A 25,761-nucleotide genomic window follows, 5' to 3' on the forward strand; every position below is an offset into this window, starting at 1 on the left:
AGCCGACCCCGTTCGACTGCATTGGAGCTCGTGATGACCGACCGGAAATCGTTCGACTACGTCGTCGTGGGGGCGGGCAGCGCGGGGTGCGTGCTCGCCAACCGGCTCACCGAGGACTCGTCGGTCAGCGTGCTGCTGCTCGAGGCCGGGCCCGCCGACGACGCCGACGAGATCCACATTCCCGCCGCGTGGGGGAAACTCATTCGGACGCAATGGGATTGGCGCTACGAGACCACGCCCCAGAAACATCTCGGCGGACAGCGGTCGTACTGGCCGCGGATGAAGGCGCTCGGCGGGTGCTCGTCGATGAACGCCATGATCTACATCCGCGGCAATCGCGCCGACTACGACGACTGGCGGCGGGACTTCGGCGCGGTCGGATGGACCTACGAGGACGTGCTGCCCTACTTCGTGCGGGCGGAGACCAACACCGGGCTGCGCTCGCCGTACCACGGCACCGACGGCCCGCTGCATGTCGAGAACCTGCGCTACGCCCACGAGTTGACCGACGCCTGGGTGTCCGCCGCGGCCGCGGCCGGGCTGCCGCGCACCGACGACTTCAACGGCGCCGAGCAGGACGGCGTGGGCCGCTACCAGGTGACCCACAAGCGAGGTCGGCGGTGGTCGACCGCGGACGGCTATCTGCGTCCGGTGCTGTCGCGGCCCAATCTCACCGTGCGCACCCGCGCGCACGCGACCCGCATCCGGTTCGAGGGCACCCGCGCGGTCGGCGTCGAGTACCGGAACGGTACGGGAGAACACACGGTTTTCGCCGAGGCGGAGGTGCTGCTCTGCGGCGGAGCCGTGAACTCACCGCAGCTACTGCTGTTGTCCGGGGTGGGTCCGGGTGCGCAACTGCGCGAGTACGGGATCGACGTTGTCGCCGACCTGCCCGGGGTGGGGGAGAACCTGCACGACCATCCGGTCACCCCGGTGCTCTGGCACACCCGCGACACCACCGACCTGGCCCAGTTCGAGACGCCCGCCCGGCTGGCGCAGTGGCAGGCGCTGCGGCGCGGGCCGCTGGTCTCCAATGTCGGCGAGGGCGGCGGTTTCACCCGCACCGATCCGGCGTTGCCCGCGCCGGACATACAGTTCCACGTCGCGCCAACGGCGTTCTACGACAACGGATTTCACGAGAACCAGGCCCCGGCGTTCACGGCCGGAGCCACCCTGGTCCAGGTGCACAGCCGGGGACGGCTGCGGTTGCGGTCGGCCGATCCGCTGTGGAAACCGGAGATCGACCCGGCCTACCTGTCCGATCCCCGGGATATGGACACCCTGGTGGCCGGGATCCGGATCCTCGTCGACATCGCGCACCGGCAGCCGCTGGCGAAGTACCTGGCTCGCCCGTTCCTGCCCGAGGCCCTCGACGCGCTGAACGAGGACCGGCTGCGCGCGCACATCGAGCGCTGGACCCAGACGCTGTTCCATCCCGTCGGCACCTGCGCCATGGGCACCGGTGAGACGGCGGTGGTCGATCCGGAACTGCGCGTGCACGGGGTCGAGGGCCTGCGGGTGGTGGACGCCTCGGTAATGCCGCGGATACCGCGCGGCAACACCAACGCACCCGTCGTCATGATCGGGGAGAAGGCCGCCGATCTGATTCGTGGCCGCGATACCGGTATCGCGGCCGTCCCCGCCGCGAAGGAGGCCGGTCGATGACCACCACCAGCGAAACACGTTCCGCCGCTACGCATTCCACCTTCGAGGTGCGCAATCCGGGGACCGGCGATCTGGTCGGCACCTATCCGGTGCACACTGCTGAGGACGCGCTCGCCGCCGTCGAGCGGGCGCGCACCGCGTTCGTCTGGTGGTCAGGGATCGGCTATCGCGAACGGGCCGAACGGCTTTCGCGGTACGCCGGGGTTTTGGCCCGGCGGCTGGGGCAGATCGGGGCGCTCATCCACGACGAGACCGGTAAGCCGTATTCGGACGCGGCGCTGGAACCGGCGCTGGCGTTGGAACATCTGAAGTGGGCCGGGCGCAATGCCGAGAAGGTGTTGGGGCGCAAGGGTTCTCGGGTGGGTCTGCTGACCTTCGATCAGGCCGCCTCGGTGGAGTACAAGCCGCTGGGCGTCATCGCGGTGATCGGGCCGTGGAACTATCCGGTGTTCACGCCGCTGGGATCGATCGTCTACGCGCTGGCCGCCGGGAACGCGGTGGTGTTCAAGCCGAGCGAGTTCAGTCCCGGCGTCGGGAAATGGCTGGTGGACATGTTCGCGGAGGTGGTGCCCGAACAGCCGGTGCTGCAACTGCTCACCGGGGACGGCGCGACCGGGGCCGCGTTGTGCCGGGCCGGAGTGGACAAGGTCGCGTTCACCGGGTCGACCGAGACGGCCAAGCGGGTCATGGCCGTGTGCGCGGAATCGCTCACGCCCATGGTCGCCGAATGCGGCGGCAAGGATGTGCTGCTCGTGGACGCCGACGCGGATCTGGACGACGCCGTGGAGGCGGCGGTGTGGGCGGGGATGTCGAATGCCGGACAATCCTGTGTCGCCACCGAACGCGTCTATGTGCATCGGGCGGTGTACGAGGAGTTCGTGGATCGGCTGGTGACCCGGTCGCGCTCGCTGCGGGCGGGGATCGATGCCGAGGCGCCCATCGGGCCCATCACGATGCCCAAGCAGGTCAATGTGATTCGGCGTCATCTCGAGGACGCCATCGTGCGCGGGGGCCGGGTGCTGACCGGCGGCATCGGCGAGATCCTCGGCCAGGTGGTGCAGCCGACGGTGTTGGTGGACGTGCCCGAGGACGCGCTCGCCGTCACCGAGGAGACCTTCGGGCCGACGCTCACGGTCGCCGCCGTCGACGATATGGACGCCGCGATCGAACGGGCCAACGCCAGCCGCTACGGCCTGTCGGCCGCGGTGTACTCCAAGGCCCGCGGCAAGGAACTGGCCGAGCGACTGCGCGTCGGCATGGTCAGCGTGAACGCCGTCTTCAACTTCCCCCAGATCGCCTCCCTGCCGTTCGGCGGCGTCGGCGACTCGGGCTTCGGCCGCATCCACGGCCCGGACGGCTTGCGCGAGTTCACCTTCGCCCACGCCGTAGCCCGCCAACGCTTCGGCCCGTTGATGAAACTGACCACCTTCGACCGCACGCCCAAAACCGACGCGTTGATCGAGAAGGCGATGACAATCCTCCACGGCAAGCGCTACTTCGGAGGGTAAGCGCGGTGTCCCCCGCCTCGGCCGCAAGGCGGCCTCGGCGGGGGAACAGGGAAGCGTCGGCGCGGAATTTAGAGCTGTCGGCAGGAGACGGGAGGGCCGTCGATGGTCCGCGGACTGGGCCGTTGATGGGTGGCGTAGAGCGCGCGTTGTCCTCAACGTGCGGCAGCCCAGCCGCACCCTTTATTCGTTGTCGCACACGTTGCAAGGTGTGCGGATGGGAATAAAGGGTGCGGCTGGGCTGGGGTAGCTGGGGAGGTGGCGGTCAGACTCGGGCGCGGACGGCCTTGTAGATCACCAGGAGGATGACCGCGCCGATGATCGCGCCGAGGATGGCGTGGTTGACCGGTGGGCGGACGTCGAATTTGTGGGGGGCGAAGACGAGGCTGCCCAGGGTGCCGCCGACGTAGCCGCCGACGATGCCGAGGACGATCGTCCAGAGGATGCCGAAGTCCTCTTTGCCGGGGACGATCAGGCGGGCCAACGCTCCCGCTATGAGTCCGATGATGATCATCACGATGATGCTGCCCATGACGTTCGCTCCTCGAGGCAGGCGGATTCGGGCATACCGAAGGTAGCAGGACTACCGGACCCCCGGTGTGTTTGTGTCGCAGTCGTTCTCGAATCACCGAGGACCCGCCGGTACACCACGCCGCCGACCCCGGCCGTCGCCTCCGCCGTCGGACCGAAGCCCTCATGGACACTGCTGATGGACGCTGAGCCAGATGACTTCGCCTGGAAGGCGATCGCGCCTCACGCCTGGCCCACGGAACCCCCCGAGCCCCGAACGACCGCGCCCCGGACCCAAGGCCCGGGGCGCGACAGAACAGATCCGACTCAAACGTTCTGCGGAGCGTTCCGAGCGGCCGACCGCACGCCGAAGGCGTACACCACGTCCATCACACCGATGAAGATCAACCACCACCCCACCACCAAGGTGAGCGCGGCGATGGAGTGGATGGGCCATACCACCAGGGCGATGCCGCCGATGATGAGCATGACGCCGAGGAAGATCGACCATCCGCGTCCGGTTTGGCCCGGCGCGCCCTCGGCCCCGGCGATCAGGGCCGTGATGCCGCGGAACATCCAGCTGATGCCGATCCACAACGCCAGCAGCACCAGCGCGTCGCCGATGCTGCGGAAACAGAAGAACGCCAGGATGAAGGACAGCACACCGCTGATGAGTGTCAACACCCGCCAGCCCGTGCTCACGTGCGGCCCGAACGCCGCGACCAATTGCAGTATGCCCGAGACCAACAGGTAGATCCCGAACAGGATGCCCGCCACGACCAGTGTCGGCCCCGGCCAGGCCAGCACCAGAATGCCGACGATCACCGACAGAATGCCGATGACCAGCAACGACTGCCACGCACTGCGAGCCAGCTGGTGCAGCGGACCCTCGTAAACGCTATCGCTGGTTGCCATCCTCGAAGAATAGGTCTCCCGGGCCGAAGATCAGGACATATCGGCGTGTTCGTTTACACGCGCGCGGTGGCCCGACCCCGGTTGGCCCGCGCGAACTGGCCCGGCGGCTGACCTTTCCAGGCCCGGAACGCGGCGGTGAACGCCGAGACGCTGGAGTATCCCAGCCGCTCGGCCACATGCTCGACGGTCAGCCCGGCGACCAGCAGTTCCTCGGCGAGCATGCCGACGGTCTCATTGCTGAGTTCGCGGAACGTGGTGCCCTCGTCGGCGAGTCGTCGGCGCAGCGTGCGGACGCTGATATCCAGATCGGCGGCGATGCGCGCCTGATCGGCCAGCCCCCCGCGGCGGATCAGCAGCTGCCGTACCCGCCCGCTCACCCCCGCCCGGCCGCGCCGATGCTGGATCAGGTCCGCGCACTGCTGTTCGTAATACCGCTGCGTGGACGGATTCGCTTGCGGCAGTGGCATATTCAGTGTGCTGGCGTCCCAGATCATGAGCGAGCGGTCCCGGTCGAACACGATCGTGTCGACGGCCAGCAGCGTGCCGAACATCTCGTAGATGGGGTGCGCGCTGATCGACAGCTCCACCCGTTTGGTGGGGATGCGCGAGGGCAGCAGGTCCTGCTGAATGGTGGCCACCGCGGCCACATCCCGTTCGAGCACGAACCGGCGCAGATCCTCGGGGATGAACCGGTCCTCGCGCAGCACCCACACCTCGTCGCCGTGGCTCTCGATCCAGTGGCGGCCGAGCGTGGAGGACAGATCGGCGTAGCGCAGGCCGACCTCCACCGCCTGGCGCAGCGTCGCGCAGCTCATCACCGCGAAGCCGAGCACACCGAAGTTCGGTGCGTGACAGAGCAGTCCGGCCATCAGGCCCAGACCGGGTTCGTCGTCGACGCCGCGAACGACGTTGCGGGTCAACGTGATCTCCTGGCCGAGCGTGAGCTCGGAGGTGGGATCGCGCAGTTGTTCGACTCCGATTCCGGTGTTGCGCAACACATCCGGCATCGACATTCCGCGGGTCTCGGCGAAGTCGGCCAGCAGGGCCGCACCGGCGATGGAGCGGAGTCGGAGCGGCTCGTCCGTTGCTCTGTCATCGTCCACACCGAAATCGTCGCAGAATCGGGTGCCCGCGCGTCCCATATTCGCCGATTTGTGGCCCAATGCGCACTGGTCGCCCGACGGAGTTAGCCATACGGTTTCTCTCATGCCGCATCGCGATCGGCGACCCCATTCCACCCGGGCTTTCGTCCACTTCGTCCGGGTGCTGCGCGGTCGCGGTGCGGTTCAACTGAATCATCGACGCGCCGGAGTGAGCCCCGAATGCTGTCCGCTCGTTCGAATTTCGCCAGTTCCCCCGCCATCACCGTCTCCGCTCCCGTGGACGGCCGCCCGCTGGGCGTCGTCTCGCCGTACCCCGCGGCCGCCGTGCACGCGCTGGTGGATCGGCTGCGCGGCGACCAACCCCCTTGGCGCTCATCGGGTGTCGTGGGCCGGGTGCACTGGCTGACCCGATTCCGGGACTGGTTGCTGGACAACCGCGATCATCTGGTGGAACTCCTCGCCGCCGAGACCGGCCGCTCGGCCGCGGCGGTCGTGCGCGAGTTCCGGCTGGCCATCGACGCGGTCGACTATCACCGCACACACGGCGCCGACTTCCTCGGCGCGCAGTGGACGCGCCCGCCCGGGGTGCCGAACGCCGCGCCGAGTCTGGCGCTGGCGCATCGGCCGTGCGCGGTGACCGGGGTGCTGGCCGGATGGTCCTATCCGCTGGCGACCGCGCTGTTCGCCGCGGTGCCCGCGCTGCTGTCCGGATCGGCTGTGGTGGTGCGGCCCTCGACGGCGACGCCGCTGACCACCCGGGCCGTGCTCGACGGCTGGGCCGCGGTCGGCGCGCCGCCGGTATTGGCGTTCGCGGTCGGTCCCGAGGCCGGTCCCGCGATCGTGGACACGGTCGACTCGGTGCATTTCACCGGTTCGCCGGAGTCGGGCAAGATCGTGGCGTTGCGCGCCGCCGCCAGGCTTATTCCGTGCCGATTGGATATCGTTGGCAAATCCTCGGCGATCGTGCTTTCCGACGCCGATCTCGAATGTGCCGCGGTGGGAATCGCTTTGGGCGGATTGGCCGAATCCGGGCAGAACTGTCACAGCGTCGAGCGGGTGTATGTCGCGGCCTCCGTGTACGACGAATTCGTCGAACGGCTGACCGCCGAGGTGCTCGCGTTCGGCGCGGACGAGCCCGACGACACCGGCGCGGAGGTGCTGATCTCGGCCGCCCATGTGGAACAACTCGGCGACCAGGTGCGCGACGCCCTCGCCCGCGGCGCGACCGTCCGCACGGGCGGCGCCGGTGCCGGGCATCGTTTCGCGCCCACCGTGCTCACCGACGTCGCGCCGGGCGCGCAGGTGCTGACCCGGCAGACCCTCGGCCCGATCCTGCCGGTCGTCCGGGTCGCCGACGTCGAGCGGGCCGTGGCCGCCGCCAACGAGACGTGCGGGCCGTCGGCCAGCGTGTGGACCGCGGACGAGGCGGTCGCGGCGTATGTCGCGGGCCGACTGCTCGCCGCTCGCGTCGGGCACAACGATGTCGCCGTCCATCTGGTTCCCCCGATTTTTGCGTAAAGACCTGTGGCAGAAGCGGTTTTGTCTCTTCGGAGGTAGAAGAATGGGTGCCTGGCAGGTTTTCGCGCTGACGATGCTCATCGTCGCCGCGTCGGCCGTCGTGGTCCTGACCGTACGTCCGCGACCCGGGCTTCACGGCCGCACCGTGGCCGAGATCAGCGACCGCATCCTCGCCGAATCCACCACCCCGCACGCCGCCCCCGACCACCCCCTCGCCCTCCCCGAGGCCCACCGCACCATGCAACAGCACCTCGACTGCACGGTGGCCGCCTGCGAACGCAAGGCCGCGGCCTACCGAGTCCTGGTCGCCGCGGGCCGACTGCACCCGCGCTGACCGCTGGTTCCCACGGGTCAGCACTGCGGCGGCACCACGCGTGCGCCTCCGGCCCGATGCGTCCGTGCGGCAACGGTCCTGCACAGAGGTGGCGTTCCCCTTCCTCGGCCAGCGTGGCGCGCGCCCAATTGTCGGTATCGGGGCCGGGCAGGTTTACGACGGGGATCGCCACCGCGGAACCGGCCCGGCGCGCTGCACGGGGGCAAATTCGGCCCCCGCCTGAGCGGCCCCACGCGGGCCGCGCCGCCCGACCCTACGCGCGGCTCGTCGGACATGGCGTCCATGCGGCTCCGCGTGAACACCTTCGCGGATGTTGGTTGCGAGCCGGGCCGCTTGGCTGTTCGCGCGGCTCGTCGGAGATCGCGTCCCGCGGCTCGGCGTGAACACCCTCGCAGCCGCTGGTTGCGAGCCGGGCCGCTTGGCTGTACGCGCGGCTCGTCGGACATCGCGTCCACGCGGCTCCGCGTGAACACCCTCGCGGATGTTGGTTGCGGGCCGGGCCGCTTGGCTGTTCGCGCGGCTCGTCGGAGATCGCGTCCACGCGGCCCCGCGTGAGTGGCCTTGCGGAGGTTGCTTACGGGCCGTGCCGCAAGGCCGTTCGCGTGCGATGCGGTTCGGGCGCGGACCTCCCAGTGGCGGCGCGGCTTTCCAGTGCCGTGGTGGGAAATTCCGGACGCGCCCCGCACGCTTGTCGGGAATTCTTCGTTCAGCTGGGCAAAATTGGGGCAACAGCGTTTGGTTGGGGAAGGGGTGTGCTTGTGACGACGTTCGAGACTCCCACGCGGCAGTTCTGGCCGAAGGCGGTGCGGGCGTGGCGGGAACGGCGTACCCCGGCGCTGGTGGTGCTGGCCCTGTTGGCGGGTGTGCCCGGGATCGACGCGGCGGTGCACTCGTACGCGTTGCCCGCGGCGCGGTCGGAACTGGGAATGTCCGGGCAGGTCGCGACCGCGGCGGGCGGGGTCGCGCTGCTCACGTCGGCGGCGAGCATCCTGTTCGTGGGGATGCTCGGGGATCGGACCGGGCGGCGGCGAGTGTTGTTGGCGGGGGCGGCGATTCTGGTGGCAGGCGATGTGCTGACCGCGTACGCGGGCGGACCGATGTCGTTTCTGATCGGGCGGGCGCTCACCGGGGTGGGGGTTGCCGCGGTCGCGGGGACGGCGTTGGCGTTGCTGCCCGCGTTGTTCTTTCGGCACGAGTTGCCGTGGGTGTTCGGGTTGTGGCTGGGAATCCAGGCGCTCGGGGTGCTGGGCGGGGGTTTGGCGGGGCAGCTGGCGAGTACCGAAAGTCCCTGGCGCAACGGCTATCTCGTGACGGGATGGATCACCGTCGCATTGTGGGCGGCGGCGTGGTGCACGGTTCCCGACGGGCGTGCGGGCGGGTCGCGGCGGCTCGATGTGGGCGGGGCCGTGTTCGCGGCGGTGGCGTTGGTGGCGGCGCTGCTCGCCGTCGGGCGGTCGGCCGATCATTCGTGGGACGAGCCGGGGGTGTTCGGGACGCTGGCCTTCGCGGTGCTGGCCTTCGCCGTGTTCGTGCGGTGGGAGCGGCGGCGCGGGCGGCCCGCTTTCCCGGTGGCGCTGCTGGATTCGCTGCCGTTCGCCGCCGCCTGCCTGGCCGGGGTGGTGTTCGCCTTCGCCGAGGTGGTCTACCTGCGGCAGACCGCGACCCTGCTGGCCGACTACGTCGACGGCCCGGTGCTCACCATCACCCTCGCGGTGGTGCCGCTGTCGCTGGGGATGCTGCTCGGCGCGGTGCTCGGCGGGCAGGCGCAGGAGAGCGGCGTGTCGGCGCGCGCGGTGCTGTCCTCGGGCCTGATGTGCTGCGGGCTCGGGCTGCTGATCCTGGTCTTCGTCGGCGAGCGCACCGAACTGTGGGTGCACGCGGCCGCGGGCGCGCTGGTCGGCGTCGGGCTGATGGGGGCGCAGAACGCGCAGTCGGTACTCATCATGTCCGCGGCGCCGCCCGCGCAGGCCGGTGCGGTGGCCGCCGCGAAATTCGGTGTGGCGCAAGTGGGTTACGCGCTGGGAGTGAGCACGCTGGCGCCGCTGGTGGCGGTCTTCCCGACGCCGGGTCCGGCGGGCAGTGTGCGCGCCGACATCCACCACTACACCGAGAGCATGTTCGTCTCGGCGGTAGTCGTGTTCACCGCCGCGCTCGGGGTGATCATTCTCGTGTCGGGCAATCTGGCCCGGGTCGTGGTCCGGACGCCGCTGCCGCATCGGCTCGGCAGCGTGCGGCCGGTGCCGACCCGGCTGTGGTACCGCGGCGCGCGCTGGCACACCGAGCAGTTCGGCACGGCCGTTCCCGATATCGAGATCCCGATTCGGGCCCGGTCGACCGACGATCTCGCCGCGGCCTTGGAAGGCTCGTCCAGCGGCACACCGTCCGTCTGGTCTCGTTCGATGCGGAATCGGGCACGCGCGCAACGGAATTCGCGTTCGATCGCGCACCAGTTCTGCACGGCGAATCGCGCTGAGCGGTTTCGCCTCCAGGCCCGCGCCGCACACCACGGCGGTCGCGTTCGACTCGCGCATCAGATTTCCGGCGGCCGTCGGGCCTCGAGAAACGGGATGCTGTCGATTCGAGGGAATTTTTGGAGGTTTCGAACGCGCCGCCCGCCTCGAATGGTTCGAATCGTCACCCCGCCGCACGCTGACGGTGACGCGGGACAGCCCCGCCGTCACTGAACCGAGGAGTGGTGATGATTCTCGTGACCGGTGCCACCGGAACCGTCGGACGAGCCGTGGTCGAGCGTTTGTGCGCGCGAGGCGTTCCCGTGCGCGCCACCACCCGACGACCCGCGGCCGCTCACCTCCCCGACGCCGCCGAGGTTGTCCGCGTGGATCTCGACGAACCCGACACGCTGATCCCGGCGCTCACCGGAGTGGACCGCGTCTTCGCCGTCGCCGACGGCCCGCTCATCCCGCGCCACGACGCGGCGCTCGCTAAGGCGGCGAGCGCGGCCGGGGTCGCGCACATCGTGAAGCTGTCCTCCGGCCGGGTCGCCGACGAGACCGCCGACGACCCCATCCCGCGGTGGCATCGCGAGGGTGAGCGCGCGATCCGCGAGAGCAGACTCGCCTGGACCATGCTGCGCCCCTTGGGTTTCATGTCCAACGCGCTGCACTGGGCGCACTCGATCCGCGAGCACGGCACCGTCCGCGCGCCCTTCGGCCAGGGCCGCATCGCCGTCGTCGACCCCGCCGACATCGCCGCCGTGGCCGTGCGCGCGCTCACCGAACCCGGTCACGACGGCCGCGCGTACCTGCTCAGCGGACCCGAGGCGCTCACCCCCCAAGACCAGACCCGAATCCTCGGCGAGGTCCTCGGCCGCACCCTGCGCTATATCGAGACCACCCCCGCCGACGCCCGCGACGCCCTACTCGCCGCCGGATTGTCCGTCGAAATGGCCGACGCGGTCATGGCCCTGCGCGCCGGAGCCCTCGAATCGTTCACCGCCCGAGTCGTTCCCACCGTCGAGGAGATCACCGGCCACCCACCCCACACCTTCGCCGACTGGGCCACCCAGCACCGAGCCGAATTCGCTTGATCGGCGCTCGGGCAGGGTGCGGCTCTATGCGGAGAGTGTCAGCGCCGGGTGGGTTGCGCGCGATGCGCAGGGGTGGCCAGCGCCAGGCGCGGCGCGATGGGGAGGGGACTCAGGGTTGGAGTGGGGTGCGGCGGGGGACGATGCGGCGGTGGGTGATGCGCCAGCCGTCGGGGGTGCGGCGGACGATGTCCTCGTAGGTGACGCTGGCGACCGTGCCGCCCGCGCCGATGCCCAGGCCCTTGGAGTGGACCAGGGCGGCGTCGGCGTCCAGGGGGGAGACGACGACATTGGTGACGTGGTGGGCGAGGGGGTTGCCGTCGCCCAGTTCGATCGCCATGTCCCGCAAGGCGTCTCGGCCGTGTACCACCTCACCGCCCAGTTCGGTCAGGTTGTACTCCACGTCCGCCACGAAGACCTCGCCCATTCGGTCGAAGTCCCCGGCGTCGCTCAGGTGACCGTGCAGTGCGAGCAGTTCGTGGATCGCCAGCCGGTCCGCAGTCGAGATCGCCATGGGCGTCAGTATCACTCGTCCGGCGTCCAGGCGGCTACCAGATTCAGCAGGCCGGGGAAGCGGGCCTCGAGATCGTCGATGCGCACCTGACTGCGTCGCTCCAGCCCGTACTGCCGCTGCCGCAGCACGCCCGCCTCGCGCAGGGCCCGGAAGTGATGTGTCAGTGAGGATTTCGGGCGCGGGATGCCGAACCAGCCGCACGGATGATCGAAATCCTCGGCGTCGAGCAGCAGGGTGCGCACGATGCCCAGCCGCAATGGATCGCTCAGCGCGGCCAGCACCGTCTCCAGTCGGAGCGCGTCCGCCGCGGGTTCGGGCAGCGGGTCGGGGGTACCGGGCGGTTCGGGGTGACGCGCCCAGGCGGCGCGGGTCGAGGTGGCGGTCATGTCACACACAGTACGAGATTTTCCGTACTGCTGCTACAGTTCGATTACACTCGTACTGGTACGAGAAAACTCGTACATACCGTGGAGGATCGGATGACCACTGTGACCTCGGCGCACCCGGATGCGCCCCCTTCCGTCCCGGCGAGCCGAATCTGGTTGGCGGCCTGGCCCGTTGTGGCCGTGTTCGTGCTCTCCAATGCGGCGACCCCGCTGTACCCGTTGTGGCGCGAGCGGCTGGGCTTCTCGTCGGGCACGCTGACGGTGATCTTCGCGGGATACATCGTCGGGCTGATCGCGGCGCTGCTGTCGGCGGGCGTGTTGTCGGATCGGATCGGGCGGCGGCCCGTGCTGCTGCCCGGAATCGCGCTGGCGCTGGTGGCGTGCGTGCTGTTCGCGACGGCGAATTCGGTTGTGGCGCTGGGGATCGCGCGTGTGCTGACCGGTATCGCGGTCGGCGCGGCGGTGTCGGCGGGAATGGCGGCGGTCGCGGATGTGGCGGGTGAGCGGCGGTCCGGGCTGGCCGCCCTGGCCGCCTCGACGGCCATGGTGTGCGGCGCGGGTACGGGACCGCTACTGGCGGGCGTGCTGGCGCAGCTGGTGCCGGGGCCCACGGTGGTGGTGTTCGTGGTGGAGGCGGGGTTGCTGGTCTCGGCGGCCGCGGTCGTGTACTGGCTGCCGCTGCCCGCCGTGACGGCGAAAGGCATTGGCTGGGTTCGTATTCCGGGTGTGCCGCGGGCGAACCGCCGGGCGCTCGCCCTCGGTGTCGCGGTCTTCGCGCCCGGGATCACCGCCACCTCCTTCGTGCTCTCACTCGGCCCGTCGCTGCTGGTCGGCCTCCTCGGCACGAGCAATCGCATCATCGCCGGAGGAATGGCCTTCGCCATGTTCGCCGCCGCCACGGGAGCGCAGTTCCTCGCGCGCCCCTGGCCGACCCGGCGAGTCCTGCTCCTGGGCGCGCTGCCGACCGTGGCCGCGATGGGCACGCTGGCCCTCACGCTGACCACCCATCAGGCGGCCGGGCTGCTGATCGCCGCGATCCTGGCCGGAACAGGCCAGGGCTTGGGCCAATTCGGCGGCCTGACACTCCTGTTCACCGGCGTCCCCGACACCCGCCGCGCCGAGGCCAACGCCGCCCTCAACATCGGCGGCTACATCCCGGCCGCCGCCCTCCCCGTGACCGCCGGATACCTGGGCGACGCCCTCGGAACAGCCTGGGGCGCAGGAATTTTCGCGATCGCCTTGGGCACGGTCGCCGCCCTGGCCGCGGCTTTCGTCGCGCGCGGATGAAGCGCCCCGCGTTCTCGACCGGTCGCCGCGCTGGCGGCGGGTTCGTCGGGCGCGGATGAAGCGCCCGCGTCCCAGAACGGTCGACGCGCTGGCCGAGGCTTTCCTCGCGCCCGGATGAAACGCCCGCGTTCTCGAACGGTCACCGCGCTGGCTGCGGCTTTCGTCGCACGCGGATGAACCGCCCATGTTCTCGAACCGTCGCCGCGCTGGCCGGGTTTCGTCACGCGCCGGTGAGGCCGCCCGGCGGACTCGCCTTCGACGGCGGGAGCCGCTGTGCTGGCGGCCGGGACCACACAGCGCGCCTCCTTGATCTATACCCTCAGGGGGTATACCTTCGCTCGGGTGCGTGGTGTGGGGCCGCGCGGTGAGAGGAGGCCGGGATGGACCCGATCGTGCATGCGCTCGCCTTGGCGGGGTCGATGACCTGGGAGATTCTGTGGGCGTTGATTCTGGGCTTCACGTTGTCGGCCGTGGTGCAGGCGGTGGTTCTCAAGTCGACGATCGTGCGGGTGTTGGGGGATGATCGGCCGCGCACGCTGGCGGTGGCGTCGGTGTTGGGGGCGGCCTCGTCGTCGTGCTCGTACGCGGCGGTGGCGCTGGCGCGGTCGCTGTTCCGCAAGGGCGCGAACTTCACCGCGGCCATGGCGTTCGAGATCGGATCCACCAATCTCGTGGTCGAGTTGGGGATCATCCTGGCGCTGCTCATGGGGTGGCAGTTCACCGCGGCGGAGTTCATCGGCGGGCCGATCATGATCGTGCTGGTGGCGGTGCTGTTCCGGATCTTCGTGCGGGCGCGGGTGGTGGACGCCGCGCGGGAGCAGGCCGATCGCGGGCTCGCCGGATCGATGGAAGGCCATGCGGCCATGGACATGTCGGTGACGGGGGAGGGGTCGTTCCTGCGGCGGCTGGCGTCCGGGCGCGGCTTCACGGCCGTGTCGCACGTGTTCGTGATGGAATGGGCGGCGATCCTGCGCGATCTGGTGATCGGCCTGTTGATCGCGGGGGCCATCGGGGCGTGGGTGCCGAATACGTTCTGGCAGGGCTTCTTCCTGACCGATCACCCCGTGCTGTCGGCGGTGTGGGGGCCGCTCGTGGGTCCGGTGGTGGCGATCGCGGCGTTCGTCTGCTCGATCGGCAATGTGCCGTTGGCGGCGGTGTTGTGGAACGGCGGCATCAGCTTCGGCGGCGTGACCGCGTTCATCTTCGCCGACCTGCTGATCCTGCCGATCCTCAACATCTACCGCAAGTACTACGGCACCCGCATGATGCTGACCATCCTCGCCACCTTCTACGCCGCCATGGTCGTCGCGGGCTACGCGGTCGAAATCCTGTTCGGCGCAACGGGTCTCATCCCGGAGCAGCGCGACGCCATGGTCATGGAGGAGGGCATCCGCTGGAACTACACGACCTGGCTGAACATCGTGTTCCTCGCGCTGGCCGCGGTGCTGGTGGTGCGATTCGTCCGCAGCGGCGGGGTGTCGATGCTGCGCATGATGGGCGGCGCGCCCGAGGCCGGACACGAGCATCACCATTGAGGAAGGATCGAACCATGACGATCGATGGAACGGTGGAAACCGGATTCGAGGATGTGCGGAAGGTCTTCGCCGCCAACTTCGACGAGTACGGCGATGTCGGCGCGGCCGTGACGGTGTATCGGGACGGCCGCCCGGTGGTGGACCTGTGGGGCGGCGTCGCCGATCGGGACACCGGAAAGCCCTGGGCGCGCGACACGATGACGCTGGTCTACTCGGCCACCAAGGGCGTCACCGCCACGATCGCGCATCTGCTCGCCCAGCGCGGCCTCCTCGATCTCGACGCGCCCGTCGCCCGCTACTGGCCCGAGTTCGCGGCCGCGGGCAAGGACGCGATCCCGGTGCGCTGGCTGCTGTCGCATCGCGCCGGACTGCCCACCCTGGACGAGCCGGTACCGCTGGCCCAGGCGCTGGCGTGGGATCCGATGGTGCGCGCGCTGGAACGGCAACGGCCCGAATGGGAGCCGGGCACCGCGCACGGCTATCACGGGCGCACGTTCGGCTGGCTCGTGGGAGAGGTGATCCGCCGGGTCGCGGGCCGCGGCGTCGGCACGATCCTGGCCGAGGACATCGCGGGCCCGCTGGACGTCGACTTCCACATCGGCCTGCCCGATTCGGAACGATCGCGGGTCGCGCGGTTGGTGTTCGCGCCCAAGCCGGACCTGTCCGCCGTCTCGCTCGACGACATCCCCGAGCCGATGCGAGACATGGTGGCCGCCATGCTCGATCCGGACTCGCTCACCAATCGCGCCTTCGCCGTGACCGATCCGGCCGATCCCGATTTCAACTCCCCCGAGGTGCGGGCCGCCGAGATCCCGTCGAGCAACGGCATCGGCACCGCCCGCGGACTGGCCCGGCTCTACGCCGCGCTCATCGGCCCAGTCGACGGCACGCGGCTGCTCACGCCGGAGACCCTCGCCGACGCGGTCCGCGAGCAGGCGTCGGGCATCGACCTCGTCCTGCGCCTGCCCGACCGCTACGCCTCCGGCTTCATGCTGCCGACCGAGACCTTCCCGCTCAGCGGCCCGAACTCGTTCGGCCACGCCGGGCGCGGCGGCTCCCTGGCCCTCGCCGACCCCACCCGGGGCCTGTCCTTCGCCTACGTCACCAACCACATCGTCGAGGGCGCCCTCGACCCACGCGCACCCGCACTGGTGGACGCGGTGAATCGGGCCGTGGCGTAACGCGACGGGTTCACACGGTGAACGTCAGCCGCGCGGGCGCGAGGTAATCGTCCCGGTCGAGCAGCATCCGCAACTCCGGTCGCCGCTCGGCCGGAATGCGGGAAAGCTCCTCCCGCAACGGTTCTCGATACGCCGCACCGCGCGTCGTCATGATCGGAAACCAGTTGTCGTGGTGGCTCGGCGCGAAGACGGCCGGGCGGAGCGCCTCGATATAGCTGCGGGGATCACGCAGCCCATTGGTGTACTGATTGAACCCCTGGACCGCCCCCAGGTGGAGATCGCTCGCGGGCAGCGAACGCAGCACCTCCAGCACCCGCGGCGCGCGATCCAACAGCGGGCCGGACGAATCGTGCCACGTCAAAGTGAAAGCGTCCGTTCGGAATTGGTACAGCAGCGTCCCGCCCTCGGCATCGGCGAGGTGCCGCGCCAGATGCCCGACCTCCGCCCGCCCCGGACGATAGGCGGCGATATCGCACGGACACGGCCGGGGCCGCAGCGCCGCCGAACCGCGCGGGGTCCGGTCCTTGGCCGTCGGCGCGGAATGCAGATGACGAACCACCGTCACCGCGATCGGGTCGGCGAACTCCGGATCGAAGCGGTCCCCGGGCTCGGAGGCCGCCGAACCCAGCTCCACACACCGCAATTCGGCATCGCCGACCCGCCGCCGCACCGCCGCGCAGTGCTCGGCCGTCCCGTACACCACCGCGCCGCTGGCCCGCGCGATCGGGCCCGCGTCGGCCGCGTGATCGAAATGCCCGTGCCCCAGGAAGATCGCCGCCGGGCGCAGCGCCGCCACCTCCGCGGGCGTGGTGGGAACGTAGCCCGCGGTCAGCCCGCGCGGCACCCAGGCGTCGAGCAGGAACACCGTGCCGCCCAGGGCGACCGCGAAACTCGCGCACCCGAACCACGAGACCACCACCCGATCCGGGCGCACCCGCCCGGTGCCGGGATCGACGACCTCGGTCCCGAAGAACCGCTGCCGCGCGGCGATCATCGGATCGGTCACAGCACCGCCTGGGTCTGGGTCACCTTCGCGACGAGTTTGTCGGCGTCGTCGCGGATCTCGGTCTCCACCACGATAAAACTGCGGCCGGCGTGCAGCGGGCGCGCGGTGGCCGTGGCGTGGCCCGAACGGACCGCGCGCAGGAAGTTGGTCTTCGACTCCACCGTCGTCGTCCCCTGTTTGCCCTCCGGCAGATTCAGGAAGGCGCACACCGCGGCGGTCGCGTCCGCCAACGCCATGAGCGTCCCGCCGTGCAGCACACCGCCGAGCGTACACAGGCTCTCGTCCCACGCGATCCGGCTGCGCACCACCTCCGGGCCGTGCTCGAGCACCTCGACGCCCAGCTTCTCGGTCAACGGCATGGTCGTGTGGAACAGCTTCGTGCCCTCGGAATCGATCATGGTGTCGAGTGTGGCCGACGGCGAGTGCCGAGTCGATTACCCCGCGGGTAATCAGCTGACCCGCGCCACCACCGCACGCGGCAGGCGCGGCAGCACCACGTCCAGCAGCCGCCACGGCCAGGCGGGCACGCAGGCGCGCACCGGCTCGCGTTCGATCGCGGCCACCATGGCCGCGACGCCCTTGTCCAGCGGGACCAGCAGTTTCGCGTCCCCGGCCGAGGCGGACAGGTCGGTCGCGATGAACCCGGGTTCCACGGTCGTCACCCGGATCGGGCCGCCGCGCAGCTCCGTCGCCAAAGCGTCACCGAGCGCGGACAATCCGGCCTTGCTCGCCGAGTAGGCGGCCTTCTTGCCGGGCAGCCCGCGCACCGCGCTCATCGAGGAGATGAGCACGAGATGCCCGCCGCGCTGCTCGCGGAAGATCTCGAGCGCCGCCTCCGCCTGCGCCAGCGCGCTGACGAAGTTGGTGGTCGCGGTGGCGATATTCGCGTCGGCGCGGCCCGTGCCCAGCCGCGCGCCCTTGCCGATTCCGGCATTGACGACGACCCGATCCAGACCGCCGAGCTCGTCGCGCAGGGCGGCGAACGCGGCCGGAATCGCGGCATGATCGTCGACGTCCAGAGCGCGCACCGCGACCGTGATTTCCGGATGCGCGGCGGTCAGCTCGCCGCGCAATTCCTCGAGCAACTCCACCCGGCGCGCGCACAACGCGAGATCGCGTCCCCGCGCGGCGAATTCACGGGCCATACCCGCGCCGAGTCCGGAGCTCGCCCCGGTGATGAGTATCCTGCGCCTGGTCATGGCACGACCCTAACGCCCGCCCCGGGGGTCAGGTCGTCAGGTCGTCGAATTCGCCCGCGCGGCAGCCGAGCAGCCAGGCCCGCCACTCGGCGGGCGTGAACACGAGGGCCGCCGCGTCGGGATGCCTGCTGTTGCGGACCGCCACGGAACCGTCGGCCAGCCGGGCGCATTCCACGCAGTTGCCGTCCGGCCCGCTGAAACTCGATTTGCGCCAACCCATATCGCTCATCGGTCTACCTCCAGCGATTGATCGACTTTCCACCATACCGGGCGGTTTTCGCCGGTTGTGGCTCGTTCAGCGGATTCACAAAATCCGTTGCCATATTTCGTTGCGGCCGTGGCGCATTCGCGACAGAAAGGGGTCGTGTCGCCGAAAATTCATCTGATCGATCGTTTGCGACCACGAATTCGCGGACGATTCAGTCCGCGTCCGGCACGCGGCGCGCACCTGCCGACGGCACCGCCACGAATGTGCGCGGGGCGTCGAAACCCCGCTCGCCGAAGCGGTCCGCGACGGCCGCCGCGATCGACTCGGTGCGGTCGGCGTCGGTCAGGGCGATTATGCTGCCGCCGAATCCGCCGCCCACCATGCGCGCGCCGTACGCCCCGGCCGCGAGCGCGGTGTCCACGGCGGTGTCCAGCTGTGGGGTGGAGATCTCGAAATCGTCGCGCAGCGAGGCGTGCCCGGCGGTGAGAACGGGTCCGATCGCGCGCGGATCGCGACCTTCCCGCAGGCGGGCCACCACATCGAGCACGCGGGCGTTCTCGGTGACGATGTGCCGGGCCCGGCGGCGTACCACCGGATCGTCGATGCGCTCGGTGTCGGCGACGTCGGCGATCTCGCGCAGCGACGCGACACCTAGTGCGGCCGCGGCCCGTTCGCACTCCTGGCGGCGGCGGGCGTAGCCGCCGTCGGCGAGCTGATGCGGGGTGTTGGTGTCGATCACGAGCAGTTCCAGCCCGGCGGCGGCGAGATCGAACGGCACCTGGGCGCGCTCGCCGGTGTGGAAGTCCAGGAACAGGGCGTGCCCGGCCCGGCACAGCACCGACGCCGACTGGTCCAGCGTTCCGGTCGCGGCGCCCACGTAGTCGTTCTCGGCGGCGCGGCCGATATCGATCAGATCGTCGTCGGAGACCGGCAGCTCGAACAGGTCGCGCAGCGCGACGGCCACCGAGCACTCCACCGCCGCCGAGGACGACAGGCCCGCACCGACCGGCACCGACCCGTCGAGATCCAGGACCACGCCGGGGATCCGATGCCCGCGCCGGACGTACTCGTGCACCACGCCCAGCGGGTAGCGGGCCCAGCCCGCCACCTCGGCGTCCGCGAGAGTCGAAATGTCCTGGGCCACTTGCTCATCGGGATGTTGACGCGAGGTGACGCGCACGAGGCCGTCCGAACCCGCGCGGGCCCGGCACGTCACCACCTGGGGCAGGGCGATGGGCAGCGCGTAACCGCCGTTGTAGTCGGTGTGCTCGCCGATGATGTTCACCCGGCCCGGCGCGGCCCACACCCCCCGGTTCACCGCAGCTCCCGCAGTTCCGCCGCGACCGTCTCGGGCGTGGTGTCGCTGATGAACACCTGCATGCCCGACTCCGAACCGGCCAGGTACTTCAGCTTGTTCGCGGCCCGGCGCAGCGAGAACAGTTGCAGGTGCAGCCACCAATCCTCGCGTGGCGCACCGGATTTCGGGGTGGGCGCCTGATTCCACGCGGCGATGTAGGGCATGGGCGTGTCGAAGCGGTGCGCGAAGCGGCGCAGCATGTCCAGGTAGAGGACGGCGAAGGCGTCGCGCTGGGCGTCGTCGAGATCGGGCAGGTCGCGGACCCGGCGATGCGGGAACAGCTGGACCTCGTAGGGCCAGCGGGCGAACGGCGGGACGAAGGCCGTCCACTCCTCGTTCGCGGCCACCACGCGCAGCCCGGCCTCGCGCTCCGTGGCGAGCAGATCGCCGAACAGGTTGCCGCCGTGGGCCTTCCGATGCGCGGCCAGATTCGCGGTGATCTTCGCGACGCGCGGGGTGACGAACGGGTAGGCGTAGATCTGGCCGTGCGGATGCGAGAGCGTCACGCCGATCTCCTCGCCGTGGTTCTCGAAGCAGAAAACCTGTGCGACGCCGTCGATCTCGGCCAGTTCCGCGCTGCGCTGGGCCCACACGTCCACGACCAGGCGGGCGCGCGCGTCGTCGAGCCGGGCGAAGGAACTGTCGTGGTCGCTGGTGAAGCACACGACCTCGCAGCGCCCGAAGCCGTCGCGCAGCGGCGTGAGCGGCGAGCCCTCGACCGTGCCGACCGCGGCGGGATCGGCCGCGGTGGACAACGACGGGAAGCGGTTCTCGAAAACGACCACCTGGTAATCGGATTCGGGCACCTCGGTGGCGCGCTCCGGGGTGGACGGGCACAGCGGGCACAGATCGGCGGGCGGCAGGAAGGTGCGCGTCTGTCGATGCGAGGCGATCACCACCCACTCGCCCAGCAGGGGATCCAGCCGCGCCTGCGAATGCGTGGTGGTTCGCGGCAGGTCGCGGGTGTCGACGGCGGTGCGGGTCGTCGGCTCGGCGTCGAAGTACAGAATCTCCCTGCCGTCGGCGAGCCTGCGGCGCGTGATGATCACCGCGTCACAGTACCGCACCGATGTGAGCGCTCACATGAGTGTTCCCCGGAGGGGCGCCCTCGGAGCCGCCCCGGCTCCCGGAGTCCCGGGATCAGTACTCGCTGCCGAACAATCCGCCCGGTCCGTAGGAGCCCGTGTTCGGGGGCGGCGGAACCAGCGTCCACGTCCCGCAATTCGTCGTCGCGAAGCCCACGTCGGTGGGTTTGATCAGCACGCGTACCGGGGTGAGGTAGGTGAAGTTGCTGTCCAGGAACAACGAGTTGGGGTCGCGATGATCGTCGGCGCCCGGGATCTCGCGCAACCGCCGCCAGAAGCAGCCGGTGTTCGGGTCGGGGCGCCCGGGGGTCTCGTAGATGCCGGGCTGGATGTCCACGCCCACGCGGTACACCCCGTCGGCGGGAATGGTGGTCGCCGGATCGGCGACCGCGGTCCCCGAACCCAGCATGGTGGCCGCGGCGGCCGCGGCCCCCGCGATGACGAACGTGCGTCCCTGCACGACGGTCCTCCTCGAACTCTGTTCCGGGCTTCGGTGGTCGGGCCCTCGGAAGGCCCCCGCGGCTTCCGGGACTCGGGTCTATCAGACCAGAGCGGACCGTTTGGTCGAAATCGGCGAATTTTGTGATCCGGGGGAAAATGCGTGGGATGGATGTCGTTCCGGGTCCGGGCCGCGATATCTCTGCATGAGAGTTCTCCGGCCTGTCACCCAGGACAACGACCCGTGCCGCGCGCGCTGTGCGCGCCTGTGCACCCACGAGGGTCTCGCGGCCGTGCTGGCCGCCGATCAGGGACTGCTGCACTGGCGCGCGGTCCGCCGGCTCGGCGATTCCGGACAGGCCGAACACGCCGTCCAGGAGACGCTGTTGCGCGCGTGGCGCAAGTGCGCGAGCTACGACCCCGACAAGGGCAGTGTGCGGACCTGGCTGCTGTCGATCGAACGCAATGTGCTCACCGACATCTGCCGGATGCGCGCGGTGCGGCCCTCGGAGACCAGCTGGGACGAACTCGTCGACGCCGAGAGCCGTTGGGCCGGACCGGATTTCGCCGACACGCTGGCGGACGGCCTGCTGGTCACCCAGTTGCTGGACGTGCTGCCCGCGGCGCAGCGGGACGCGGTCGTGCAGGTGATCATCAAGGATCGGGCGTATCAGGACGTGGCCGAGGATCTCGGAGTTCCGGTGGGGACGGTCAAGACTCGGGTGCACTACGCGTTGCGGTCGTTGCGGCGGTTGCCGATCGGCGCGTGAAATCGGCTGGGGGGCGGGCTGTTTCGGGCTTTCGCGGCGCGGGTGGCGTTCGATAGCCGATAATGTGCTGGTTGGGATGCCCGGATGCCTCGATCGGAGGCGGTGGGCGCGTGTCGTGGTCCGACGCGCTGGTTCGAGATCGAATTTCGTGGGCTCGACCGGCCGGATCGGCGGTCTGCGCGGCTCGCGATGTGGGTAACGGTTCAGTAACTGGTCTTGCTTGTGTGATACTGACGTGGTCAGAGTTAACCACTGGGTTTGGTGTTACTAGTGGGAAGGGAGGGGTGCGCCCGTCGCGGCGTGCCGTCCGCACATGAAACAGCCAAGCGTCTTCGGTTCCGGTCTCTGCCTCGCCGTCGGAGCGACGGTCCTCGCCGCCGCGGTCCCCGCGCTCGCCCATGCCGGGCCGGCGCCACAGACTCCGCCGTCCGTCCTGTCCGCGCGGCTCGCGGGCAAGACGGTCTTCCTCGATCCGGGCCATCAAGGGTCCGAGCACGCCGAGAATCTGGATCGCCCGGTGAACGACGGCCGCGGCGGCACCAAGGCGTGTCAGACCACCGGAATGACCACCCTGCACGGCGTGCCCGAGCACACCATCACCTGGAACGTCGCGCAGATGGTCCGGCAATCGCTCGAGGCGCTCGGCGCGCGGGTCGTGCTGAGCCGCCAGGACGATTCCGGGTGGGGCGGGTGCGTCGACGAACGCGCCGCCGCCGCCAATGCCTCCGGCGCCGATCTCGCCATGAGCATCCACGCCGACGGGGCCCCCGCCTCCGACCGTGGCTTCCACCTCATCGTTCCGCAGCTGCCGATCCCCGACCCGGAGGCCGATCGGGTCCAGTCCACCACGGGCCTCGCCGCCACCCGGACCATGCGCGCGGCCTACCTGCACGCCGGGTTCCCGACCGCGAATTACGCCGGGGCCGTGGACGGTCTACAGACCCGCGCCGACATCGCGGGCCCCGCGCTCACGCACGTGCCCGAGGTCTTCCTCGAGATGGGCAACGGCGCCAACCCCGACGACGCGCAACTCCTGGAATCCCCCGAGGGCCGCCTCCAGCACGCCGTCGCCATCACCACCGGGCTGGTGAGCTACTTGCTGAACATCCCGGTGGACTCCATCTCCGCGCCGTCGCCCCAGGCGGCCGCCAGCGTCCAGCCCGACGCCCCGCACGATTCGCGAGACTGGTTGCGCACCAAACCCGATGGCTCCCCGGTCACGCCCGAGACACGGCCCGCCCCGAGCGGGCAGCCGAGTCCGAGCACACAGTCGCCGGGAGCGCAGGGCTCGGTCGGGGCTCCGGCCCAACCGGCCCCGAAGACCCCCGGTGCGGAGCAGGCTGTGCCCGGCGCTCCGCAGGCATCCGGTGCGGGACAGGCCGCGCCCGGGGCGCAGTCGGGCGGCGTGCAGGGGTCGGAAGTACCTGCCGCTCCGCAGGCTCCCGGCACGGAACAGGTTGCGCCCCGAGGAGATTCGGGTACGCAGCCGTCTCATGGGACGGCCCCCTCGGGGAGTCCGGCCGCGCCGGGTACTCAGTCGCCGGGAGTGCCCGCCGGTCCGCAGTCGTCTTCGGATTCGCAGTCGCGTCCGGGTGAGCAGGGCTCGGCCGGAGGCCAGTCGCAAACGGCCCCTGGCCCGAGCGTGCCCGGCGAACAGCCGGGAACACAGCCGTCCCATGGCACGCCTCCGTCCGGGATGATGAGCGCCCCGGTACCGCAACCATCGCCCGGGTACTCCGGCACGGATGCGCGGCCGCAGCCGGGAGAGCAGGCGCAATCGAGTGTGCAAGGGCGGCCCGGTGTTTCGCCGCAGCCGGGGGCGCAGGCACAACCCGGAGTCCAACAGTCGGGGGCGCAGCCGCAGCCTGGGATTCAGCAGCCCGGGGTTCAGCCGCAGCCGGGGACCCAGCAGCTCGGGGCTCAACAGCCGGGAGTTCAGCCGCAGCCGGGGACTCAGCAGCTCGGGGCTCAACAGCCGGGAGCTCAGCCGCAACCAGGTGCTCAGCAGTCCGGGGCGCAGCCGCAACAGGGGACTCAGCAGCTTGGGGCTCAGCCGCAGCTAGGGGCCCAACAGCCGGGAGCTCAGCCACAACCGGGGACTCAGCAGTCTGGGGTTCAGTCGCAGCCGGGGACCCAGCAGGCTGGCGCGCAGCCGCAACCGGGGGTTCAGCAGCTTGGGGCTCCGCCGCAGTCGGGGGCTCCACAGCCGGGGGCGCAGCCGCAGCCCGGGATTCAGCAGCCGGGGGCGCAGCCGCAGTCAGGGGCTCAACAGCCTGGGGCGCAGCCGCAGCCTGGGACCCAGCAGCCGGGCACGCAGCCGCAGGCGGGGATTCGGCCTTCTGGGGCGCCGTCCACTCCGGGGACTCAGCAGCCCGGGGTGCAGGCTCAGCCAGGGACTCAGGCTCCCGGGGCGCAGGCACAGCCTGGGCAGGGGCAGGCGGGGGCCGGGGATCAGGTGGGGCCGTTGGTTACGGCGGCGTTGGGGTTGTTGGCGCCGTTGGCCAAGGCGTTGGGGGTGGGGGACGGGACCGTGGATTCGGAGTTGGTCAATCTCGCCTACAGTTTGGTGGCGACGCTCATCAGTCCGTGGGTGAAGTAGGGCGGTAAGGTTGCTCGGATGGGTCGGGGTATTCCTGTACTGATCGTGGCCGGGTTCCTCGGGGCCGGGAAGACGACGTTGCTGAATCACCTGCTGCGCGGGCGGGATGCGCGGATCGGGGTGGTGGTCAACGACTTCGGGGCCGTGAACATCGACGCGATGTTGGTGGCCGGACAGGTCGATGCCATGGTGTCGCTGGGCAACGGGTGCGTGTGCTGCGCGGTCGATGTGGACCAGCTCGACGAGATGTTCGAGCGACTCGCGCAGCCACGCAACCGGATCGACCTGATCGTGGTGGAGGCCAGCGGACTCGCCGAGCCGCGCAATCTGATTCGCATGGTGGTGGGCAGCGACAATCCGCGCATTCACTACGGCGGCCTGCTCGAGGTGGTCGACGCCGAGCATTTCGACGACAGCCGCGCCCAGCATCCGGAGCTGGCGACGCATCTGCGCCTGGCCGATCTCGTGGTGCTCAACAAGGCCGACCGCGTCCCGGCCGAGCGGCTCGACCGACTGCGCGGCGAGATCGCGGAACTCGTCGCCCCCGCGCCGGTGTACGCCACCACACGCGGCCGGATCGATCCGCACCTGTTGTTCGACGTTCCCGAACGCCCGGAGCCCACCGTCGCCGAACAACTCAGCCTCGACGCACTGCTCACCGAACCCGACCATCCCGACCACGACCACCACCACCTGCACGACGGCTACGAAACCGTAACCTTCAGCAGCGCAACACCTCTCGACCCCCGCCGCCTCGTCGCCCTGTTGGAGAACCCGCCCTCGGGCCTGTTCCGGGCGAAGGGCCACGCGGACTTCGCCGTCGAGGGCGAACAGCGCCGCTTCCTCTTCCACGTCGTCGGCCGCCACATCGTCTTCGAACCCGACCCCGCCGCCCGGGGCGGAACCGACATCGTCCTCATCGGTTCCGGCCTCGACGCGCACACCGCGACCGCCCGCCTGCGCGACACCGTCCACCCCGATCCTGAGCCCTTGGACGCCCGGACCCTGCTCGGCGTGTGGCATCACGTCCCGCGCGAGCTGAGCGACGCCCTCGCCTACGCCGACGTGCCCGAGTGATCCCGCCCGCCGTGACATCGGCGAA

The 25,761-nt window shown here is 70.2% G+C and carries 24 protein-coding genes; 12 read left to right on the forward strand and 12 right to left on the reverse strand.

Annotated features, from left to right (window positions below; translation table 11 throughout):
* Positions 1 to 33: 33 nt before the first annotated feature.
* Positions 34 to 1,665 (forward strand): GMC family oxidoreductase, encoded by a 1,632-nt coding sequence (locus ACFYTQ_RS34070; protein WP_387369799.1) that lies wholly within the window; start codon positions 34 to 36, stop codon positions 1,663 to 1,665.
* On the forward strand, positions 1,662 to 3,173 hold the full coding sequence (locus ACFYTQ_RS34075) for an aldehyde dehydrogenase family protein (protein ID WP_387369801.1): 1,512 nt from the start codon (positions 1,662 to 1,664) through the stop codon (positions 3,171 to 3,173). Before ACFYTQ_RS34070 ends, ACFYTQ_RS34075 begins: the two co-directional genes overlap by 4 nt.
* Positions 3,174 to 3,435: 262 nt before the next feature.
* Here ACFYTQ_RS34075 and ACFYTQ_RS34080 read toward each other — a convergent pair whose 3' ends face one another.
* From ACFYTQ_RS34080 to ACFYTQ_RS34090, 3 genes are all read right to left on the reverse strand, one after another.
* Entirely contained in the window at positions 3,436 to 3,702 is a 267-nt protein-coding gene (locus ACFYTQ_RS34080) for a GlsB/YeaQ/YmgE family stress response membrane protein (RefSeq protein ID WP_387369803.1), read from the reverse strand.
* Between the two features lie 305 nt (positions 3,703 to 4,007).
* On the reverse strand, positions 4,008 to 4,595 hold the full coding sequence (locus ACFYTQ_RS34085) for an HdeD family acid-resistance protein (RefSeq protein WP_387369805.1): 588 nt from the start codon (positions 4,593 to 4,595) through the stop codon (positions 4,008 to 4,010).
* Positions 4,596 to 4,648: 53 nt separating this feature from the next.
* On the reverse strand, positions 4,649 to 5,698 hold the full coding sequence (locus ACFYTQ_RS34090) for an AraC family transcriptional regulator (protein ID WP_387369807.1): 1,050 nt from the start codon (positions 5,696 to 5,698) through the stop codon (positions 4,649 to 4,651).
* A 219-nt stretch (positions 5,699 to 5,917) separates the two neighbouring features.
* Between ACFYTQ_RS34090 and ACFYTQ_RS34095 the strand changes: the two genes are divergently transcribed.
* The 4 genes from ACFYTQ_RS34095 to ACFYTQ_RS34110 all read left to right on the forward strand — a co-directional run bounded on the left by ACFYTQ_RS34095 (position 5,918) and on the right by ACFYTQ_RS34110 (position 11,097).
* The gene (locus tag ACFYTQ_RS34095) at positions 5,918 to 7,216 is read left to right on the forward strand and encodes an aldehyde dehydrogenase family protein (RefSeq protein WP_387369809.1); all 1,299 of its coding nucleotides are present in this window, start codon (positions 5,918 to 5,920) and stop codon (positions 7,214 to 7,216) included.
* A gap of 43 nt (positions 7,217 to 7,259) precedes the next feature.
* Positions 7,260 to 7,550 carry a hypothetical protein gene (locus tag ACFYTQ_RS34100; RefSeq protein WP_387369811.1) on the forward strand — a complete coding sequence of 97 codons (291 nt, stop codon included), beginning with the start codon at positions 7,260 to 7,262 and terminating at the stop codon, positions 7,548 to 7,550.
* 758 nt (positions 7,551 to 8,308) lie between these two features.
* A complete protein-coding gene (locus ACFYTQ_RS34105; RefSeq protein ID WP_387369813.1) occupies positions 8,309 to 10,234 on the forward strand; it encodes an MFS transporter in 1,926 nt (641 codons plus the stop codon).
* A gap of 14 nt (positions 10,235 to 10,248) precedes the next feature.
* Positions 10,249 to 11,097 carry an NAD(P)H-binding protein gene (locus ACFYTQ_RS34110; RefSeq protein WP_387369816.1) on the forward strand — a complete coding sequence of 283 codons (849 nt, stop codon included), beginning with the start codon at positions 10,249 to 10,251 and terminating at the stop codon, positions 11,095 to 11,097.
* A gap of 109 nt (positions 11,098 to 11,206) precedes the next feature.
* Here ACFYTQ_RS34110 and ACFYTQ_RS34115 read toward each other — a convergent pair whose 3' ends face one another.
* The gene (locus tag ACFYTQ_RS34115) at positions 11,207 to 11,608 is read right to left on the reverse strand and encodes a nuclear transport factor 2 family protein (protein ID WP_387369818.1); all 402 of its coding nucleotides are present in this window, start codon (positions 11,606 to 11,608) and stop codon (positions 11,207 to 11,209) included.
* 11 nt (positions 11,609 to 11,619) lie between these two features.
* On the reverse strand, positions 11,620 to 11,994 hold the full coding sequence (locus ACFYTQ_RS34120) for an ArsR/SmtB family transcription factor (protein ID WP_387369820.1): 375 nt from the start codon (positions 11,992 to 11,994) through the stop codon (positions 11,620 to 11,622).
* Between the two features lie 93 nt (positions 11,995 to 12,087).
* On the opposite strand from ACFYTQ_RS34120, the gene ACFYTQ_RS34125 reads away from it, so the two are divergent.
* The 3 genes from ACFYTQ_RS34125 (at position 12,088) to ACFYTQ_RS34135 (ending at position 15,997) form a co-directional block, all read left to right on the forward strand.
* Positions 12,088 to 13,281 (forward strand): MFS transporter, encoded by a 1,194-nt coding sequence (locus ACFYTQ_RS34125; RefSeq protein WP_387369822.1) that lies wholly within the window; start codon positions 12,088 to 12,090, stop codon positions 13,279 to 13,281.
* Positions 13,282 to 13,661: 380 nt separating this feature from the next.
* Positions 13,662 to 14,816 carry a permease gene (locus tag ACFYTQ_RS34130; protein WP_387369824.1) on the forward strand — a complete coding sequence of 385 codons (1,155 nt, stop codon included), beginning with the start codon at positions 13,662 to 13,664 and terminating at the stop codon, positions 14,814 to 14,816.
* A gap of 14 nt (positions 14,817 to 14,830) precedes the next feature.
* Positions 14,831 to 15,997, forward strand: coding sequence for a serine hydrolase domain-containing protein (locus ACFYTQ_RS34135; protein ID WP_387369826.1), 1,167 nt, complete (start codon positions 14,831 to 14,833; stop codon positions 15,995 to 15,997).
* Between the two features lie 10 nt (positions 15,998 to 16,007).
* Here the strand turns inward: ACFYTQ_RS34135 and ACFYTQ_RS34140 are convergent, their stop codons facing one another.
* The 7 genes from ACFYTQ_RS34140 to ACFYTQ_RS34170 all read right to left on the reverse strand — a co-directional run bounded on the left by ACFYTQ_RS34140 (position 16,008) and on the right by ACFYTQ_RS34170 (position 21,312).
* Positions 16,008 to 17,003 (reverse strand): MBL fold metallo-hydrolase, encoded by a 996-nt coding sequence (locus ACFYTQ_RS34140; protein WP_387369828.1) that lies wholly within the window; start codon positions 17,001 to 17,003, stop codon positions 16,008 to 16,010.
* Entirely contained in the window at positions 17,000 to 17,401 is a 402-nt protein-coding gene (locus ACFYTQ_RS34145; protein WP_387369830.1) for a PaaI family thioesterase, read from the reverse strand. Before ACFYTQ_RS34145 ends, ACFYTQ_RS34140 begins: the two co-directional genes overlap by 4 nt.
* A gap of 51 nt (positions 17,402 to 17,452) precedes the next feature.
* The gene (locus ACFYTQ_RS34150; RefSeq protein WP_387369832.1) at positions 17,453 to 18,202 is read right to left on the reverse strand and encodes an SDR family oxidoreductase; all 750 of its coding nucleotides are present in this window, start codon (positions 18,200 to 18,202) and stop codon (positions 17,453 to 17,455) included.
* A gap of 28 nt (positions 18,203 to 18,230) precedes the next feature.
* Complete coding sequence (locus tag ACFYTQ_RS34155) at positions 18,231 to 18,431, reverse strand: DUF397 domain-containing protein (protein ID WP_387369834.1); 201 nt, start codon at positions 18,429 to 18,431, stop codon at positions 18,231 to 18,233.
* Between the two features lie 190 nt (positions 18,432 to 18,621).
* The gene (galK, locus tag ACFYTQ_RS34160) at positions 18,622 to 19,728 is read right to left on the reverse strand and encodes a galactokinase (protein WP_387369836.1); all 1,107 of its coding nucleotides are present in this window, start codon (positions 19,726 to 19,728) and stop codon (positions 18,622 to 18,624) included.
* Positions 19,725 to 20,816 carry a galactose-1-phosphate uridylyltransferase gene (galT, locus tag ACFYTQ_RS34165; protein WP_387369838.1) on the reverse strand — a complete coding sequence of 364 codons (1,092 nt, stop codon included), beginning with the start codon at positions 20,814 to 20,816 and terminating at the stop codon, positions 19,725 to 19,727. The genes galK and galT overlap by 4 nt, the downstream gene beginning before the upstream one ends.
* A 91-nt stretch (positions 20,817 to 20,907) precedes the next feature.
* Positions 20,908 to 21,312 (reverse strand): hypothetical protein, encoded by a 405-nt coding sequence (locus tag ACFYTQ_RS34170; protein ID WP_387369840.1) that lies wholly within the window; start codon positions 21,310 to 21,312, stop codon positions 20,908 to 20,910.
* A 184-nt stretch (positions 21,313 to 21,496) separates the two neighbouring features.
* Between ACFYTQ_RS34170 and ACFYTQ_RS34175 the strand changes: the two genes are divergently transcribed.
* The 3 genes from ACFYTQ_RS34175 (at position 21,497) to ACFYTQ_RS34185 (ending at position 25,736) form a co-directional block, all read left to right on the forward strand.
* Entirely contained in the window at positions 21,497 to 22,060 is a 564-nt protein-coding gene (locus ACFYTQ_RS34175) for a sigma-70 family RNA polymerase sigma factor (protein ID WP_387369842.1), read from the forward strand.
* Between the two features lie 313 nt (positions 22,061 to 22,373).
* The gene (locus tag ACFYTQ_RS34180; protein ID WP_387369844.1) at positions 22,374 to 24,659 is read left to right on the forward strand and encodes an N-acetylmuramoyl-L-alanine amidase; all 2,286 of its coding nucleotides are present in this window, start codon (positions 22,374 to 22,376) and stop codon (positions 24,657 to 24,659) included.
* Positions 24,660 to 24,677: 18 nt separating this feature from the next.
* Complete coding sequence (locus ACFYTQ_RS34185) at positions 24,678 to 25,736, forward strand: CobW family GTP-binding protein (RefSeq protein ID WP_387369846.1); 1,059 nt, start codon at positions 24,678 to 24,680, stop codon at positions 25,734 to 25,736.
* Positions 25,737 to 25,761: the final 25 nt, after the last annotated feature.

The sequence above is a fragment of the Nocardia sp. NPDC004068 genome, from assembly GCF_042874315.1.
Taxonomy (GTDB): Bacteria; Actinomycetota; Actinomycetes; order Mycobacteriales; family Mycobacteriaceae; genus Nocardia.